This is a genomic window from Algoriphagus faecimaris, from assembly GCF_900101705.1.
GTDB classification, from domain to species: Bacteria; Bacteroidota; Bacteroidia; order Cytophagales; family Cyclobacteriaceae; genus Algoriphagus; species Algoriphagus faecimaris.
In genome coordinates, this window is the sequence record NZ_FNAC01000006.1 from 25592 (window position 1) to 40593 (window position 15002).

16 protein-coding genes are annotated in these 15002 nt (G+C 39.0%); 12 read left to right on the forward strand and 4 right to left on the reverse strand.

Annotated elements, in window-relative coordinates; translation table 11 throughout:
• Positions 1-86: 86 nt before the first annotated feature.
• Complete coding sequence (locus tag BLQ57_RS04430) at positions 87-1151, reverse strand: carboxypeptidase-like regulatory domain-containing protein (protein WP_087938206.1); 1065 nt, start codon at positions 1149-1151, stop codon at positions 87-89.
• Positions 1152-1335: 184 nt separating this feature from the next.
• On the opposite strand from BLQ57_RS04430, the gene BLQ57_RS04435 reads away from it, so the two are divergent.
• From BLQ57_RS04435 to BLQ57_RS04445, 3 genes are all read left to right on the forward strand, one after another.
• Entirely contained in the window at positions 1336-2682 is a 1347-nt protein-coding gene (locus tag BLQ57_RS04435) for a DEAD/DEAH box helicase (protein ID WP_087938205.1), read from the forward strand.
• Between the two features lie 79 nt (positions 2683-2761).
• Positions 2762-3583 carry an N-acetylmuramidase domain-containing protein gene (locus BLQ57_RS04440; protein ID WP_087938204.1) on the forward strand — a complete coding sequence of 274 codons (822 nt, stop codon included), beginning with the start codon at positions 2762-2764 and terminating at the stop codon, positions 3581-3583.
• A 12-nt stretch (positions 3584-3595) separates the two neighbouring features.
• Positions 3596-4039 carry a DUF1572 family protein gene (locus BLQ57_RS04445; RefSeq protein ID WP_087938203.1) on the forward strand — a complete coding sequence of 148 codons (444 nt, stop codon included), beginning with the start codon at positions 3596-3598 and terminating at the stop codon, positions 4037-4039.
• 200 nt (positions 4040-4239) lie between these two features.
• On the opposite strand, the gene serA is transcribed toward BLQ57_RS04445, so the two are convergent.
• Entirely contained in the window at positions 4240-6132 is a 1893-nt protein-coding gene (serA, locus tag BLQ57_RS04450) for a phosphoglycerate dehydrogenase (RefSeq protein WP_087938202.1), read from the reverse strand.
• 219 nt (positions 6133-6351) lie between these two features.
• On the opposite strand from serA, the gene BLQ57_RS04455 reads away from it, so the two are divergent.
• Both BLQ57_RS04455 and BLQ57_RS04460 read left to right on the forward strand, forming a co-directional pair.
• On the forward strand, positions 6352-6888 hold the full coding sequence (locus BLQ57_RS04455) for a DUF4920 domain-containing protein (protein ID WP_087938201.1): 537 nt from the start codon (positions 6352-6354) through the stop codon (positions 6886-6888).
• A gap of 3 nt (positions 6889-6891) precedes the next feature.
• A complete protein-coding gene (locus BLQ57_RS04460; RefSeq protein WP_087938200.1) occupies positions 6892-7095 on the forward strand; it encodes a hypothetical protein in 204 nt (67 codons plus the stop codon).
• Between the two features lie 48 nt (positions 7096-7143).
• On the opposite strand, the gene BLQ57_RS04465 is transcribed toward BLQ57_RS04460, so the two are convergent.
• Complete coding sequence (locus BLQ57_RS04465) at positions 7144-8028, reverse strand: HAEPLYID family protein (protein WP_087938199.1); 885 nt, start codon at positions 8026-8028, stop codon at positions 7144-7146.
• Between the two features lie 47 nt (positions 8029-8075).
• On the reverse strand, positions 8076-8471 hold the full coding sequence (locus BLQ57_RS04470; RefSeq protein WP_087938198.1) for a hypothetical protein: 396 nt from the start codon (positions 8469-8471) through the stop codon (positions 8076-8078).
• A gap of 107 nt (positions 8472-8578) precedes the next feature.
• On the opposite strand from BLQ57_RS04470, the gene BLQ57_RS04475 reads away from it, so the two are divergent.
• The 7 genes from BLQ57_RS04475 (at position 8579) to BLQ57_RS04505 (ending at position 14935) form a co-directional block, all read left to right on the forward strand.
• Positions 8579-8950 carry a DUF983 domain-containing protein gene (locus BLQ57_RS04475; RefSeq protein ID WP_087938197.1) on the forward strand — a complete coding sequence of 124 codons (372 nt, stop codon included), beginning with the start codon at positions 8579-8581 and terminating at the stop codon, positions 8948-8950.
• A 47-nt stretch (positions 8951-8997) separates the two neighbouring features.
• Entirely contained in the window at positions 8998-9390 is a 393-nt protein-coding gene (locus BLQ57_RS04480) for a DoxX family protein (RefSeq protein WP_087938196.1), read from the forward strand.
• Between the two features lie 96 nt (positions 9391-9486).
• Complete coding sequence (locus BLQ57_RS04485) at positions 9487-10167, forward strand: TetR/AcrR family transcriptional regulator (protein ID WP_087938195.1); 681 nt, start codon at positions 9487-9489, stop codon at positions 10165-10167.
• Positions 10157-11863: a peptidase domain-containing ABC transporter gene (locus BLQ57_RS04490; RefSeq protein ID WP_087938194.1), complete on the forward strand. Its 1707-nt coding sequence runs from the start codon at positions 10157-10159 to the stop codon at positions 11861-11863. Before BLQ57_RS04485 ends, BLQ57_RS04490 begins: the two co-directional genes overlap by 11 nt.
• A gap of 3 nt (positions 11864-11866) precedes the next feature.
• Positions 11867-13222 carry an HlyD family secretion protein gene (locus BLQ57_RS04495; RefSeq protein WP_087938193.1) on the forward strand — a complete coding sequence of 452 codons (1356 nt, stop codon included), beginning with the start codon at positions 11867-11869 and terminating at the stop codon, positions 13220-13222.
• Positions 13219-14607, forward strand: coding sequence for a TolC family protein (locus BLQ57_RS04500; protein ID WP_087938192.1), 1389 nt, complete (start codon positions 13219-13221; stop codon positions 14605-14607). The genes BLQ57_RS04495 and BLQ57_RS04500 overlap by 4 nt, the downstream gene beginning before the upstream one ends.
• Before the next feature lie 43 nt (positions 14608-14650).
• Positions 14651-14935, forward strand: a complete 285-nt coding sequence (locus BLQ57_RS04505) for a DUF1330 domain-containing protein (RefSeq protein WP_087938191.1) — start codon at positions 14651-14653, stop codon at positions 14933-14935.
• Positions 14936-15002 lie beyond the last annotated feature (67 nt).

Here is a 15002-nt window from a genome sequence, read left to right on the forward strand (position 1 = left end):
TTAGCATCAGTTTTGCAGGCTTCAAAACATGAATTGGGGTAATAAACTATCGATCATTCTGCATTGGGTGATGTGGATACGCTTATTTATTTTTCGGTTTCTAGGAGTTGGTTCATTATTGGTTTGAATCCTGCAAATTCAGAATTATATTTCGTAAATATTTGAAATACATCATTGGGATCTTTGATATTCAGATTGTTGGCTTTAGTGAACTCCTCCATTTCCTCAGCTAAATCTCCAAAAATTGGAAAAAACTGTTTTCTTTTTCTGGGCATTTCCACTAAGTCTTTTCCTCTCAGGTAAAAATATTTGTCACGTTTCACGATTTTATCGTTTCGCTCCCCAATCATCAGAGCTTCATTGTAAGAAGACTCCTTGAAAACCGCCAAAGTTCTTCTGAGTAGTGGCAATTCTCCTTCAACCAAGACCTCAAAAAATCCAGAAACTGGACTTCCCTCATCAAGAAAGTCCATACCATTGACAAAATACCTCGGAACCCGATAGGTGGAATCCACCCAAACGACGTTTTGAACTCGAAGTCCAGGCAAAATAGAAACAAGATTATTCTCCGGTTCCATCAATTCGAACATATTCGAAGTGATGTTATAACGCACCCGGAATCCTTCAAGCATTTGCTGATCCCGATAGAGTAATATGGAGGCCGAGTTCCACTTATTGTCCAAATAACTGTTTCCCTCTAATTTTTTGGGCTCTGGCGCGATTCCAAAAACCATGTTTCCTCCCTGAAAATTAGGACGCTCATTGATTAGTCTAAGTACATTGTCAGAGCGAATGGTCTTTTGTAATGCGGAAACAGTTCCTTCAGCTCCGATTCTTACCAAAACGATATCTCCAAGGTCCAAGTCTTCTTTGAGATTGACTTGGCGATCGTATCGATTGTATCCCTTTAAATTGAGGGAAAGCGTGTATTTATCTTCTGGCAAATCGTCAAACTTAAAAAGGCCTCCGGCCACACTTTGCTTACCATAGGCCGTCCCCCTTAAAGTCACACTAACTCCATCCAGGTAATTCTTGCTTTCCGAGTCAATAACCCTACCTTTTAACTCAAAATTTTGAGCATGGATAGAAAAAATTGCCAGGAAGCAAACAAGTGACAAAATCAAGGCTTTAGGAGCGATAAATCGATACATATATTAATTATTCTACTAATAGGGAAATATAAGCGAAATGATCTATCTATGCAATTGGATGAATTCTCTTCCAAATAGATAAGAAAAAAACAGCGCCCATTTCTAGATTGGCTTTCTATCCGATTTAAAACTATATTTGGGATAGGCATTTGCCATTATTTCACCTAAATAAAATCATTTCATTTTGGATTTCTCATCATTTCAATTTGAGTCTTCGCTACAAGAGGGCTTAGACGCTATGGGCTTTGAACAGCCTACACCCATTCAGGAAAAAGCTATACCTGTCATCATGCAAGGCAAGGATTTAATTGCCTGTGCCCAAACTGGTACCGGAAAAACCGCCGCGTTTATCCTTCCGGTATTGAATAAAATTTCAAAAACAGGTACCAGTTCCTTAAACACCCTCATCTTAGCACCCACTCGGGAACTTGCCATACAAATCGATCAGCAGATTCAAGGTTTTGCTTATTTCTTGGGAATTAGTTCTATCTCTATTTATGGAGGAGGAGATGGTATCGTGTGGGAGCAGCAAAAAAAGGCCTTGGAAACAGGTGCTGAAATTGTGGTCGCTACGCCGGGTCGTTTGATTGCATTATTAGCAGGTGGAAAAATGGATCTTAGTTCTCTTGAGCACTTGATACTGGATGAAGCCGATAGGATGATGGATATGGGATTCTCTGATGATATCCTAAAGATTGTCAATTACTTGCCCAAGAAAAGACAAACCGTGCTTTTCTCGGCTACCATGCCACCCAAAATTAGGCAGTTCAGTATGAAATTTCTTCAGCAACCTGAAGAAATCTCCATAGCCATCGGTAAAACTGCTGCAGGAGTGACCCAGTCCATGTATCCAGTTTATGATACTCAAAAAGAAGAATTGGTCAAGCACATTTTATCTCAAAAGGATTATGAAGCGGTGATTATTTTTGCTTCTACCAAAGATAAGGTCAAAGCACTTTTCAAAACGCTGAAGAAACATTTTGATGTGGAAGCCTTTCACTCAGACCTAGAGCAAGTAGAGCGGGAAAAAATCATGTCTGCATTCAAAAACAAAGCAGTAAAAATCCTAGTCGGAACAGATATTATTTCAAGAGGAATCGATGTAGTAGGCATTGAGTTGGTTATAAACTACGATACTCCAGGGGATCCTGAGGATTACGTTCACCGAGTGGGAAGAACTGCTCGAGCAGATATGGAAGGAGAAGCCATCACCTTCGTCAATCCAAAAGATCAATATAAATTTAAGCGGATCGAAGAGTTGATTGGGATGGAGATCAGAAAATTACCATTACCTGAGGGATTCGAAAGCGGTCCCGCTTATCAGCCTAAATCAGACAGTCCGAGCTATTCCAATAAAAATTCAGGAAAAGGCAAATTTACCAAGAAAAAAGCTGGAAATAACTCACCCAAACCCAAGTTAAAACCTCGATCAGCTCCTGAAAACATTACTCCTCAGCCTGATCCCACTCCAACTGAAAACAAAGCTTCAACTTCTAAATTTGGAAAAAGAAGGAACGTTATTGATGAATAATCCTTTCTAAAATTGGTTTTTTAACTGGCTTCAATTAAATTTTAGAGAAGTTTTTGTCATTTCTTTAATTTTTAAAGCCATGCAACTCATTAAATATAGAAGTAGGGGAACCGCTGTAGCGTATTTACAAGAATTACTTTTCAAACTTGGATACGAAATACCAGCTACGGGTTATTTTGGAAAAATGACCGAGGCGGCTGTTTTGGATTTTCAGTCAAAAAATCATCTGGTCGTAGACGGACTAGTCGGAATCAAAACTTGGACTGTCTTAATTGACAAGACCAAGCCAGCGGAAGCTTTTGGAGATAAATTCTTGGATGAAAGCGATTTGATTGATTTTGCCAATCGTTTTGGCTTGGAACTTGCCGCAGTCAAGGCAGTAAATGAAATAGAAAGCAGTGGCAAAGGTTTTTTGATAGATGGAAGACCTAAAATCCTATTCGAAGGTCATGTTTTTTGGAGAGAATTAAAATCACGGGGGATTGAGCCTGAAAGCTTGGCTAATTTTTCTAATGCCGATGTCCTCTATCCAAAATGGACACGTCAGCATTACTTGGGAGGCGCTAGAGAATTTCAGAGGTTAGAGAAAGCTAAGACACTACAAGCTAATCCCTTGATCAAAGAAGCAGCTTTGTCTTCCTGCTCTTGGGGAAGCTATCAAATCATGGGATTTCATGCCGAAAAATTAGGCTATAGTTCAGTTTTTCAGTTTGTTTCTGAAATGGAAAAACACGAACGGAATCACCTAGAGGCCTTTGGTAGATATTTGGAAAAATTTGGTTGCATTAAGCATCTTAAAAATAAGGATTGGACCCGATTTGCAGTTTGCTACAATGGTCCCGCTCAAGCATCTCATCAATACGATGATCGAATGCGGAGAGCTTATGAACGCTTTTTATAAAAAATTTATGGTATGACTAGTCATTTTCTTGAACTTTTTGACCGCGATTTAAATCGCCTAATTAACGAAATTAATTCCTTTGAACATGAAGAAAATCTTTGGAAGGTTACGAATGGAATTACCAATTCCTCAGCGAATTTAGCGCTCCACCTATGTGGAAATTTACGCCATTTTCTCGCCAAAGAATTAGGGGGATTTGACTACGAACGTGACAGGGATTTTGAATTCAGTGGCAGTGGTCTAAGCAAAAAAACCATTTTGGAGGAGGTCGAACTTACTCAAAAGCAGGTTTACCTCAGTCTAGAAGGAATTGAAAATAATTTACTAGCCAAAGAATATCCTATTCAGCATTTTGGAAAGCCTATGACTTATGCTTACTTCTTGATCCACCTCTACGGCCATCTCAACTATCACCTAGGCCAAATCAACTATTTAAGGAGAATGATCGAGTCCTGAGGTAATTGTACGAATAAGAGGCTATCTCCTAGGTCCAGTAAGCCACATTGAGAATTTGAGCGATAAAGCTCTTCTCAATGTGACCAAGACCCTAATTCAATTAACTTTTGAATAAGATCCTAATTTCACTGAATTTGTAAGGTTCTGGTTGATATTTAAATGCATTTTGAGACAGCCATTTCATTCAGATAAAGCAAAAATTAATATAGAATTCTGAATCGGATCGTGCCTGCTATGCTTTTCAAAGCATCAATGGCTTCTTGAGTGTAAGCTTTATTGATATCGGTGATTACATACCCAATTTTTTCATTGGTTTTGAGGTATTGCCCTACAATATTGATCTCATAGCCTGCCAAAACCTGATTGATTTTAGCTAAAACCCCAGGCTCATTATGGTGAATGTGTATCAAGCGATGCGCATCCTTCAAGAAGGGCAATTGGATATTTGGGAAATTGACCGAGTTGAAAGTATTGCCCGTATTGATGTATTCCATGATTTTTCCGGGAACAAATCGTGCAATATTTTCTTGGGCTTCAAGAGTACTTCCTCCAATATGAGGGGTAAGAATAGTGTTGGGTAGGCCGATCAGTTCCGATTGAAAAGGTTCGGCATTGTTTTTTGGCTCTTCAGGAAATACATCTACGGCACAGCCAGCAAGCTGTCCGGAAAGGATGGCTTCTTTCAGGGCGGGGATTTCCACCACATGACCACGACTTAGATTAACTAAAATCGCTCCTTTTTTCATCATTTTAATCTTGGAGGCATCAATTAGGCATTTGTTGTCTTTGCGGCCATCCACATGTAGAGATATAATATCACAGTCCTGCAAAAGCTCTTCAAGGCTAGAAACCTTAGTGGCATTTCCCAAAGCTAATTTTTCAATCACATCATAATAGAAGACATTCATACCCATATTTTCTGCTAAAACAGAAAGCTGAGCACCAATATTTCCATAGCCTACTATTCCCAGTTTCTTACCTCGGATTTCAAAGCTTCCATTGGCAGATTTATCCCATCTTCCCTGATGCATGCCCACGGTTTTGTCATAGAAATTTCTCATCAAGAAGATAATTTCAGCGATAGCCATCTCTACAACTGATCGGGTATTGCTAAAAGGAGCATTGAAAACAGCGATGCCCTTTTCCTGACAAGTTTCTAAATCGATTTGATTAGTACCTATGCAGAAAGCACCGATAGCTATCAGGCGATTGGCATTTTCCAATACCTTTTTGGTGACATTGGTTTTTGATCTGATTCCGAGTATGGAGACATTTTGGATTTTCTCACAAAGCTCCTCTTCGCTCATCGCCGAACTGACTACCTCTACTTGATAGCCTTCCTCTTTGAGGAGTTCTATTCCTATAGGATGGACATTTTCCAGTAGGAGTACTTTAATCCTACTTTTTGGGTATGAAAATTTTGTGTTCAATTTATTGATATATAAGATTTCATCGAAACTTGGAGCAATGTGGTCAGCTTTGGAAGTAACTTTAGGCCGATGAACATTTTCTGTGAATGCGTAAAACTTGTTGGCAAAGCCAGAGGCTTTGATTTCATAGTCAGTATACCCGTCACCAATCACATAAATATCGCCTTCCAGCTTCAGGTTTTTTAGCGTTTCTGCTTTGCCATTGTTTTTTGAAAGGGGGTTTTCTCTATTGAAATCTACAATTTTTCCTTCACTATCATAGACAAATTCATTGGCAAAAACATTCTCTTCTTTGATGCCGTAATCAGCTACGATGGGAATAATGAAATCTTTGAATCCATTGGAAATGATAAAAATATCCTCTGCATTATCTACCAAAAACTCTCTATTTCGCTCGAAAGACTTTGAGACACGCTTTTTCAGTGCCTTAATTAAATCAGATATTTGAGATTTGCTGGCTTGAAGAATATCGAGTCGCTGCTCTAAACTCTCTCTGAAAGTAAGAGAACCATCCATTCCCTGATCGGTGATGTCTTTGATGGCTTGTAGTTTTTGATCTACAGCACAGTCTCCGTTGAGTGAGATTTCCCCTAGGATATCGAGGGCTTCTACCTGCGTGAAGGTACTGTCAAAATCAATGATAAATTTTTTGGTTTGAGGCATGGGAGTGCTGGATGAATTAAACTGAATGTAAAATTAAGGGATTGTCAAAAAAAGAGAAGATTTATTGAATAAATTCTTCTAAATGATTTAATATTTAAATTTTTCGCAAACGATTGCGGCTAAAATTTGATGTTTTAGATCCAAATTTTTTATAGCCTTCAAATTAAAATATTTTTGCTCTTGATCGAATAGGACTATTTTTGAAAAAAATAAAGAACTATGAAAAAGATCACTTTTAGATTTATGTTAACCCTACTTGTGGGGGGTACAATTGCTTGTAGCTCAAACTCCGACCAGCCTTACGCTGATTTGCCTTCCTATGAAATGGGCGAAGTCGTGGGAAAACTTGAGTCCGTTGCCGGTAAATATGGAGAAAGTCTCGATGGTAAATTACTCTTGACTCATCTCCCTTATTTTGTAAATCAAATTGAAGAAGAGGGCTCCGCAGAGGCCATCATTCAAGGTGAAATCAAAGAAGTGTGTACTAGTAAGGGCTGTTGGCTAAGTATGGACCTTCCCAATGGCGAAAGTATGAGAGTGACCTTCAAGGATTATGGCTTTTTTGTACCTACAAATAGCCAAGGTTTTCCAATAATTTTGAAAGGGGTAGGTACACGAGTAGAAACAGATGTAGAGACCTTGAGACATTATGCAGAAGATCAGGGTAAATCTCAGGAAGAAATCGATGCCATCACAGAACCTAAATCTGAAATCACCTTCGAAGCAGTAGGGGTGATCATACCCGAAAAAGCATAATAAATGGCTATAGCGCTGGATAATTTGAGAGTGGGGAGACGGTACCTTTTGATCAATCAAGGTGAGGTGAGAAAATTAGAAATTATCACACGGCTTCAAGGAGATAATTTTAAAGTAAAAGACCTTGACACCTTAGAGCTTTATACGCTCGAGGAACTTCTGCAGTGGGGAAGAGGCAAAGATTACGATTTAGATGAGATCAGATAAACGAAGAGGCCAGCAAATGTTGGCCTCTTTTTTATAGAATTCATGGATTTAATGCATACTCCGAAAGCCCGGCTCATAAATTATTCTTACAAATGATCCTAAGCCATTATTGGGTTGTCCCAGTGGAATGGCACTGACGATTCCAATCATAAGGTTTTCTGCAAGACCGACACGCATTTGAGGTCTGAGTGTGGTTTCCAGATTTCCATTTTCTAGGTATTGGTTAACTTCCAAGCCTATAAAATTCCGAGTACCCGAAATCATGTAATGAAAATTGGAGTTGATTTCAAATCCTGTATTAAGTTGGCCGGATCGCATTTTCTCGAAAACAGGACCTGTGTACAGCAGGGTATGATAGTTTGTCCCCCAGCGTTTGGCCGCGACTAGAAAGGGATTGTATACGTTACCATTAAAGGTCTGCTTTGATCGATAGCGCTCAAAGCCCACCATTGTGAATTCATGAATATATCCCAAAGCTAGAGAGGTGTTGTGTTTTTCATTCACTAAGAATGTCCACTGAGTGGCCAGTTTGATAGACTCTAATCTATTTTCAGGTTGATCGGTGCCGCTTTCCATACTCCGAAAAGAATACATGGAAAACGGTAATTCAATTTCAAAACCCAGACGATCAATCGGCGCAAACTCATATTCTACCAAAGCGTGAAACTCGTCAAAATTTCGCTTGTCCTGCATGCCGAATCCAAAATTCCACTCCTTTTCTCCTTTCCTAGCCCCTAAATCACGAATTAGATCAATATATAAAGGCTCGGCATGAAGAACTTTGGGTTTACGCAATTTATCTGTCGCTTCTATTTCATAGATAAACGCAGAGTCAAGAAACTGTTTTTCTATTTTAGAGGAATCGGTATTGGAAGTTTGAGCATACAGATTCCAAGTGCTGAAAAACAGCACTATAGTCAAGATTTTTTTCATTTGTGGTAATAGATTGAACTTAAGATGATTAAATAAAAATTTAAACCTTAAGCACAATCTGGAGGAGGGGTACTAGGGTCAAAAAATAACTCCTTTTCCTCGGTCAAGTAAAATGGAGAAGCTAATTGGGGTAAACTTATTTTTTCCGAAGATTTTAAATCAATATTGGTAAAAAAGACCGTAAGTTTTTTGCTGTTTTTTTCTTCTTGTTCGGTACCATTATCAGGAATAATATCTTGGTCACCTTCAAGGACAAACTCATAAATCAATTCCGAAAGTGAGTCGATAGGATCCTCAAGAAGTTTATTTTCTGGATCATGAAGAGGAGATTCATAAAAGTTAGCGGTCAGATTGATAAAATTGATCAAAAGCAAAGACCAAATAATCCGCTGCCAAGCAGACAGTTTTTTATTATGATTTTTATGACTGCTTTTCCTTTTCACAGCACAAATTTACGAAAAAATTTGACCTGAGTTTAGATCTTTGGAATTGTGTCTTAGGTCACCTTTTGGAAGTATAAATTTTGTAGATTCGCAAAAAAATTAAAAAAATGGCAAAAAGTTTAGGTCAAGCTATCATTACCGCAAAATGCCCTCGTTGTCGTGAAGGGGATTTATTTCCTGTGTCTTTATTTAGCTTTCGAAAACTAACCGATATCAATCACTCCTGTAAAGTTTGCAATTCGACTTTCCAACCTGAGCCAAGGTTTTTTGACGGTGCTATGTACATCAGCTATGCTTTCTCTGTAGCTTTAGTGATTACGGTTTTTGTAGCTATTAATGTTTTAATAGAAAAACCCGAACTTTGGATGTACCTAAGCACTATTGTGGTAATTAACACAGTCTTTTTACCTGTTATGCTCCGCTATTCAAAAGTGCTTTACTTATATGGCGTTGGAAAATTGAAATACAGGGGGCATTGATTAAAACATTTTTGGATTTTGATAGGTCTTAAAGTTAAAATCCAGAAATGAACCTTCATCCAATCATACGAACACTAGGATTCTATCTGCTAGTACTTTTTTACTTCGGAGCTGGCATCAATCATTTCCTCAATCCTGACTTTTATATTCCACTGATTCCAGGTTATTTACCTTTTCCTAGAGGGATTAATATTATTGCTGGTATCCTGGAAATAGTATTGTCCTTAAGTTTATTAATTCCTTCCTTCAAAAAAGGGGCACTGATAGGTTTGGTGGTGCTTCTGATCCTATTTATTCCTTCTCATATCTATTTCATCCAAATCGGATCCTGTGTTGAGGATTCTCTCTGTGTTTCCCCATGGATTGCATGGATTAGGCTCTTGCTCATTCATCCCTTATTGATCGGGTGGGTGTTATTATATTTAGGCCAAAAAAAGTAAGTATATTCCTTTTGTAAATATTACTAACAAAATTCAAAGCTTTACTAAACTTTTTACAAACAGCCTCCGTTACAGCCTTATCTTATCCAAAAAAATATGGAGGCTATACTGAATAAAATCAAGGTAGAAGTCAATTCCAACCTCTATCAGAAGGAGCCTTTCAGCTCTGAATTGGGATCAGCGATCGTTCGAGAAGGAGGGATAATGATCCGAGATTTAGGGCTGGAAAACTTCACCTTCAAAAAGCTGTCTTGTCAAATAGGCAGTACGGAGGCTGCGATTTACCGTTATTTTGAAAACAAACATAAGTTGTTGCTTTACCTCACGGCTTGGTATTGGGGCTGGATGGAGCACAACTTGGTTTTTGGAACTGCTAATTTGATAGATCCTGCTGAGCGCTTGAGATTATCCATCAAATTATTAGCCGAAGGCCCTATATTTCTCAAGAATGAATACCTTGACCCCAAAATACTCCGGGAAATTGTGATCAATGAATCCATCAAAGGCTACTTAACAAAGGATGTGGATCAGGAACATGAAATTGGAATTTTTGCTCAAGTCTACAAATTTGGAGAGCGAATAGCCAATATTGTTTCTGAAATCAATCCTACTTATAAATTTCCTAAAACATTGGTTTATACAGTTTTAGAATCCAGCCTTTTGCAATCTTTCAATTCACAGCATTTACCGGGGATGACCGAAAATGGCTTAAATGCCTCTACTAGATTTCAGTTCTTTTATCAGTTGGTGATAAATACCATTCAAAATGACAACTAATCAAGAAATGACTCCCATTAAGCGATTTTTTAGCTTACTGAGGGAAGAAAAAAACCAAGTTTACTCCATCTATTTCTATGCGATCCTAAATGGTTTGATTACCCTTTCGCTTCCACTAGGAATTCAGGCTATTCTTAACTTCATTCTAGGAGGGAGAATATCCACTTCTTGGGTGATTTTAGTAATGATAGTCGCAGCTGGGGTGTTGTTTGGCGGCTTTCTTCAAATTTCCCAATTACAGATTATGGAAAAATTGCAGCAGCGTATTTTTTCAAAATCAGGCTTATCCATAGCTTATAGATTGCCAAGAGTCAAAGCAGAAATACTTCATGGGAAATACGCTCCGGAAATCGTCAATCGCTTTTTTGATACGGTCAATTTGCAAAAGGGACTATCAAAAATTCTGATTGATTTTTCTACGGCTGTTCTTCAAGTGATTTTTGGGTTGCTTCTGCTTTCTGTTTACCACCCGTTCTTTATATTATTCGGTATTGCTCTGGTAGTTATCCTCTTTTTTATCTTTTATTTCACAGGCCCACGGGGTATGGAGACTGCACTCAAAGAGTCCACTTATAAGTATCAAACCGCCTATTGGCTGGAGGAGATAGGGCGGACAATGAACAGCTTCAAGTTAGCAGGAAGTCCTCGACTGCCTGTATTGCGAGCAGATAAATTACTTCAGAAATACGTTGATTTTCGATCCAAGCACTTTTCAGTGTTGATTTTTCAATACAAAATCATGATCGCCTTCAAAGTGCTGATTGTGACCAGTCTCTTGGTGGCAGGTAGCTTATTGCTAATCAACGATCAAATCAGTATAGGTCAATTCGTAGCTGCAGAAGTAATTATCATTTTGGTGGTAAACTCTGTAGAAAAGTTAATTCTATCCCTAGAAACAGTTTATGACACATTGGTAGCGGTAGAAAAATTAGGTCATCTAATGGACCTTGACCTTGAAGATAGTGTAGGAACAGAGAAAATCGTCACTTCCAAAAGTGAAGGCTTGAAATTTGGGATGGAGAAGGTCAGCTTTCAACCCAAAGATGCAGATCGTCCACTTCTGAAAGATGTTAACCTATCCATAGGTGCTGGAGAAAAAGTAGTCATCACTGGTAAAAGTGGAAGTGGAAAAAGTGCATTAATGGCATTGTTTTCAGGCTTGTATGAGGAGTTTGATGGAAAAGTCCTAGTCAATGACCTATCAATCAAAATGATCCACCTCGAAAAATATAGAACCATGGTGGGAGATTGCCTTGAAATGGAGCAAATTTTTCATGGAACCATTCATGAAAACATCCTTATGGGCCGTGAGTACAATGAGGATCATTTGAATCAAGTATTGGAACTAGCAGGGCTTCAGGATTATGTTTACCAGCTTCCTGAGGGGCTTAATACCATGCTGCAGCCAGAAGGAAAAGGCCTTTCCCGAAGATTGGTTCAGAGTATATTGATCAGCCGGTCCCTGGTAGGTACCCCAAAAGCTATGATCATGGAAAATGCACTTCTGCATCAGACCAGAGAAGTCAAACTGAAGCTTATGGATTATTTAATGGCGGGGGACTGGACTTTGCTTTTGGTCACACAAGACCCTGAGGTGATCGAGCGGGCAAGCCAAATAATCGTCATGGATCAAGGAATGATTAAATTTCAAGGAAGCTACACAGCTTATCAGGAATACATTAAAAAAGGAGAATAAGCCATGCTAAACATTTCCAAAATCAAGATCAAGGAATCAATTCCTTTTAGCGGTGCAAAAAGCTTGGTAATGACCTTACCACTGAAAGAGTATACAAAAAGAGTCAGAGTTTTGACTTCCCTGCTCCTTATTTTCTTTTTGTTTCTATTCTTGCCCTGGACACAAAATATCCGCTCAAAGGGCTACGTAACAGCCCTCAGACCTGATCAGAGACCACAGACTATTCATTCTGTTATTGCTGGAAGAATAGAGAAATGGTATGTGGCTGAAGGATCTTATGTGGCTAAAGGGGATACCATTGTCAGGATCTCTGAAATCAAGGATGAGTATTTTGATTCTTTGCTATTGCCTAGAACACAATTACAATTGGATGCCAAAAATTTGTCTGCGAGATCTTACGGAGATAAGGTCTCCGCGCTGAAAGATCAGATAGAGGCATTAAAACGCAACAATATTTTACGACTGGAGCAAGCACAGAATAAACTCCGAATGGCTGAGCTTAAAGTGGAGTCAGACAGCATTAAATTTCAACAGGCCAAAGTAAATTTCGATATTGGTAAACAGCAGCTAGAAAGATGGGAAAGCCTTTTCGAGGAAGGACTTAGATCATTGACAGATTTAGAAAGTAGAAGGTTGAAATTTCAAGACGTCAATGCCAAGTTGATAGCAGCTGAAAATGACTACCTCAGCAGTCAAAATATGCTGATTACTGCACAGTTGGATCTAGATGCTATTGATAATGATTTCAAGGACAAATTGGCTAAAGCCGAATCGGAGATGTTTACTGCCATGTCTGCTCAGTTTGATACTGAAGCGACAGCGACCAAATTGGAAAATCAGTACTCCAATTATGAGGCACGTACAAATTTCAGATACATCCTTGCCCCACAAAATGGCTACTTGGCTGAGGCGATAAAGGTAGGTTTGGGAGAGACCATCAAGGAAGGAGAACCTATCTTAAACATAGTACCTGCAGAAGCTGATTTGGCAGTTGAGATGTATGTTCAACCTGTAGACTTCCCTTTGATCAAAGTTGGCAATAAAGTTCGTTTCATCTTTGATGGTTGGCCAGCCATTGTATTTTCAGGTTGGCCACAGATTTCAAATGGTACTTTTGGAGGAGTAGTGGTGGCAATAGATCAGTTTGCAGGCCCTACTAATCAGTATAGAATCTTGGTTGTCGAAGATCCGGAGGAAGAAGCATGGCCTGATGCCTTACGGATAGGTTCGGGTGCTGATGGCATCGCGCTTTTGAATGATGTACCTGTTTGGTATGAAATCTGGCGACAGCTTAATGGATTCCCTGCCGATTATTATACTCAAGAACAAAAGAACGCATTAGCTAAAGAGAAAAAATGAGACAACGACTCTTCTTATTGATTTTTCTTTTTCAAGGTCTTTCGGCTGGGGCTTTTCAGTCAGACACGCTGCGGATGAATACCTTTCTGGAGTGGCTTCAGGAATATCATCCTGTGGCCTCTCAAGCTGACATCACCTTGGAAATGGGAGCAAGGGAACTTCAAACTGCAAGAGGTGCCTTTGACCCTTTGCTATTCGGAACTTTGGACAATAAGGAATTCAAAGAAAGCACCTATTATGACAAGCGAGAGGCAGGCATCAGTATTCCCACGATGGCAGGGGTAGAACTTAATGGTACCTTTGAGCAAAATTCAGGTTCATTTCTTAGTTCTGAAAATATTGTTCCTTCAGGAGGATTATTTGCTGCCGGCGCTTCAGTTAATCTCGGCCAAGGGCTGATTTTAGATGAAAGAAGAGCCATGCTAAGACAAGCTCAGATTTATCAACAATCAACCGAGATAGAAAGGCTTACACTTCTGAACGAACTCTATGTGAAGGGATTTGAGTCCTACTGGAAATGGTCGATGTCTTATCAAAATTTACTAGTACTGGATGAGGGAGTAGAATTGGCAGAAGTTCGATTTAGAGCAATTAAAAGAAGCTTCCAACAAGGCGATTTGGCGGCAATTGATACCGTTGAGGCTTTTTCTCAGCTTTTAAACAGACAGTATAAACTGCAAGCAGCACAGAACGAATTCTTCGCTGCAACTCAAATGCTGAATACCTTCTTGTGGGATGAAAACACACTTCCCATGGTTCTTAATGACGGAGTTGTACCTGAGAGTTTAGAAGATGGTGCTTTAGAAATATTTGATGTAGAGGAGCTGAGGACGATTGTGGCAGCCCATCCCGAACTGCAATTGACTGATTTTGAATTAGCTGGCTTAGAGATTGACCGGAAATTAAAAGCTCAATCCATTCTACCCGTTGTCAAAGTCAAGTATAATTTCTTAGTGGAGCAGCTCAATCAATTTGAAAATGCACCCTTTTTTGAAAACAATTATAAATGGGGCGTTTCCATTTATACGCCTTTACTTTTTCGAAAGGCACGGGGTTCTGTTGGACTTGCTAAAGCAAAGATTGATTTCAAACAAAACTCTAGGGAGCTGAAAGAGCTTCAGCTTCGAACAAAATTAGAGGCAGAAATCAATAATTACCGAATATTGGATCAGCAGGTGAATACCTTTGGTCAAAATGTAGATAATTTAGAGCGACTACTGACAGCTGAGTTGAGGAGGTTTGAAATGGGAGAAAGTAGTTTGTTTTTGATCAATGCCCGAGAAGTTTCTGTTTTGGATTCAAAAGTTACCCTCAACGAACTCTTAGCTAAGCAAAAGATGGCTTTTGCAAAAGTACGATATGCCGCAGGTCTTGGTTTTGAGTAGGTTTTTATATTGAGAAAAGATTATTTTTGACAAAAAAGAAATTATGGCTGCATATGTAATAGTGGAAGCAGATATTTTTGACGCTGCTATCTATGATGAATACAAAAAGTTAACTCCCGCCACCGTAGAGGCTCATGGGGGGAAGTTTGTCCTTAGGGGAAATCCTGTAGAAGTATTGGAAGGGGAGTGGTCCCATGATCGCTTGGTTATGCTTGAATTTCCAGATAAGAAAAGTGCAAAGGAATGGTATTATTCCAAGGAATATCAAGAAGCAAAGGAGATTCGGTCAAAAGGATCTAAAGCAAAATTTATTTTGATAGAGCAGTAGTTATTTTTGGCATTTTTATTGGTATGAACTACAAAAATGTGGATTTGCAGATATTTATTTGCTCTAG

Bases quoted from the DNA above. Each gene is read 5' to 3' on its own strand.
- BLQ57_RS04430 (WP_087938206.1), bottom strand. From the start codon at position 1,151: ATGTATCGATTTATCGCTCCTAAAGCCTTGATTTTGTCACTTGTTTGC.
- BLQ57_RS04440 (WP_087938204.1), top strand. From the start codon at position 2,762: ATGCAACTCATTAAATATAGAAGTAGGGGAACCGCTGTAGCGTATTTA.
- BLQ57_RS04445 (WP_087938203.1), top strand. From the start codon at position 3,596: ATGACTAGTCATTTTCTTGAACTTTTTGACCGCGATTTAAATCGCCTA.
- serA (WP_087938202.1), bottom strand. From the start codon at position 6,132: ATGCCTCAAACCAAAAAATTTATCATTGATTTTGACAGTACCTTCACG.
- BLQ57_RS04455 (WP_087938201.1), top strand. From the start codon at position 6,352: ATGAAAAAGATCACTTTTAGATTTATGTTAACCCTACTTGTGGGGGGT.
- BLQ57_RS04460 (WP_087938200.1), top strand. From the start codon at position 6,892: ATGGCTATAGCGCTGGATAATTTGAGAGTGGGGAGACGGTACCTTTTG.
- BLQ57_RS04465 (WP_087938199.1), bottom strand. From the start codon at position 8,028: ATGAAAAAAATCTTGACTATAGTGCTGTTTTTCAGCACTTGGAATCTG.
- BLQ57_RS04475 (WP_087938197.1), top strand. From the start codon at position 8,579: ATGGCAAAAAGTTTAGGTCAAGCTATCATTACCGCAAAATGCCCTCGT.
- BLQ57_RS04480 (WP_087938196.1), top strand. From the start codon at position 8,998: ATGAACCTTCATCCAATCATACGAACACTAGGATTCTATCTGCTAGTA.
- BLQ57_RS04485 (WP_087938195.1), top strand. From the start codon at position 9,487: ATGGAGGCTATACTGAATAAAATCAAGGTAGAAGTCAATTCCAACCTC.
- BLQ57_RS04490 (WP_087938194.1), top strand. From the start codon at position 10,157: ATGACAACTAATCAAGAAATGACTCCCATTAAGCGATTTTTTAGCTTA.
- BLQ57_RS04495 (WP_087938193.1), top strand. From the start codon at position 11,867: ATGCTAAACATTTCCAAAATCAAGATCAAGGAATCAATTCCTTTTAGC.
- BLQ57_RS04500 (WP_087938192.1), top strand. From the start codon at position 13,219: ATGAGACAACGACTCTTCTTATTGATTTTTCTTTTTCAAGGTCTTTCG.
- BLQ57_RS04505 (WP_087938191.1), top strand. From the start codon at position 14,651: ATGGCTGCATATGTAATAGTGGAAGCAGATATTTTTGACGCTGCTATC.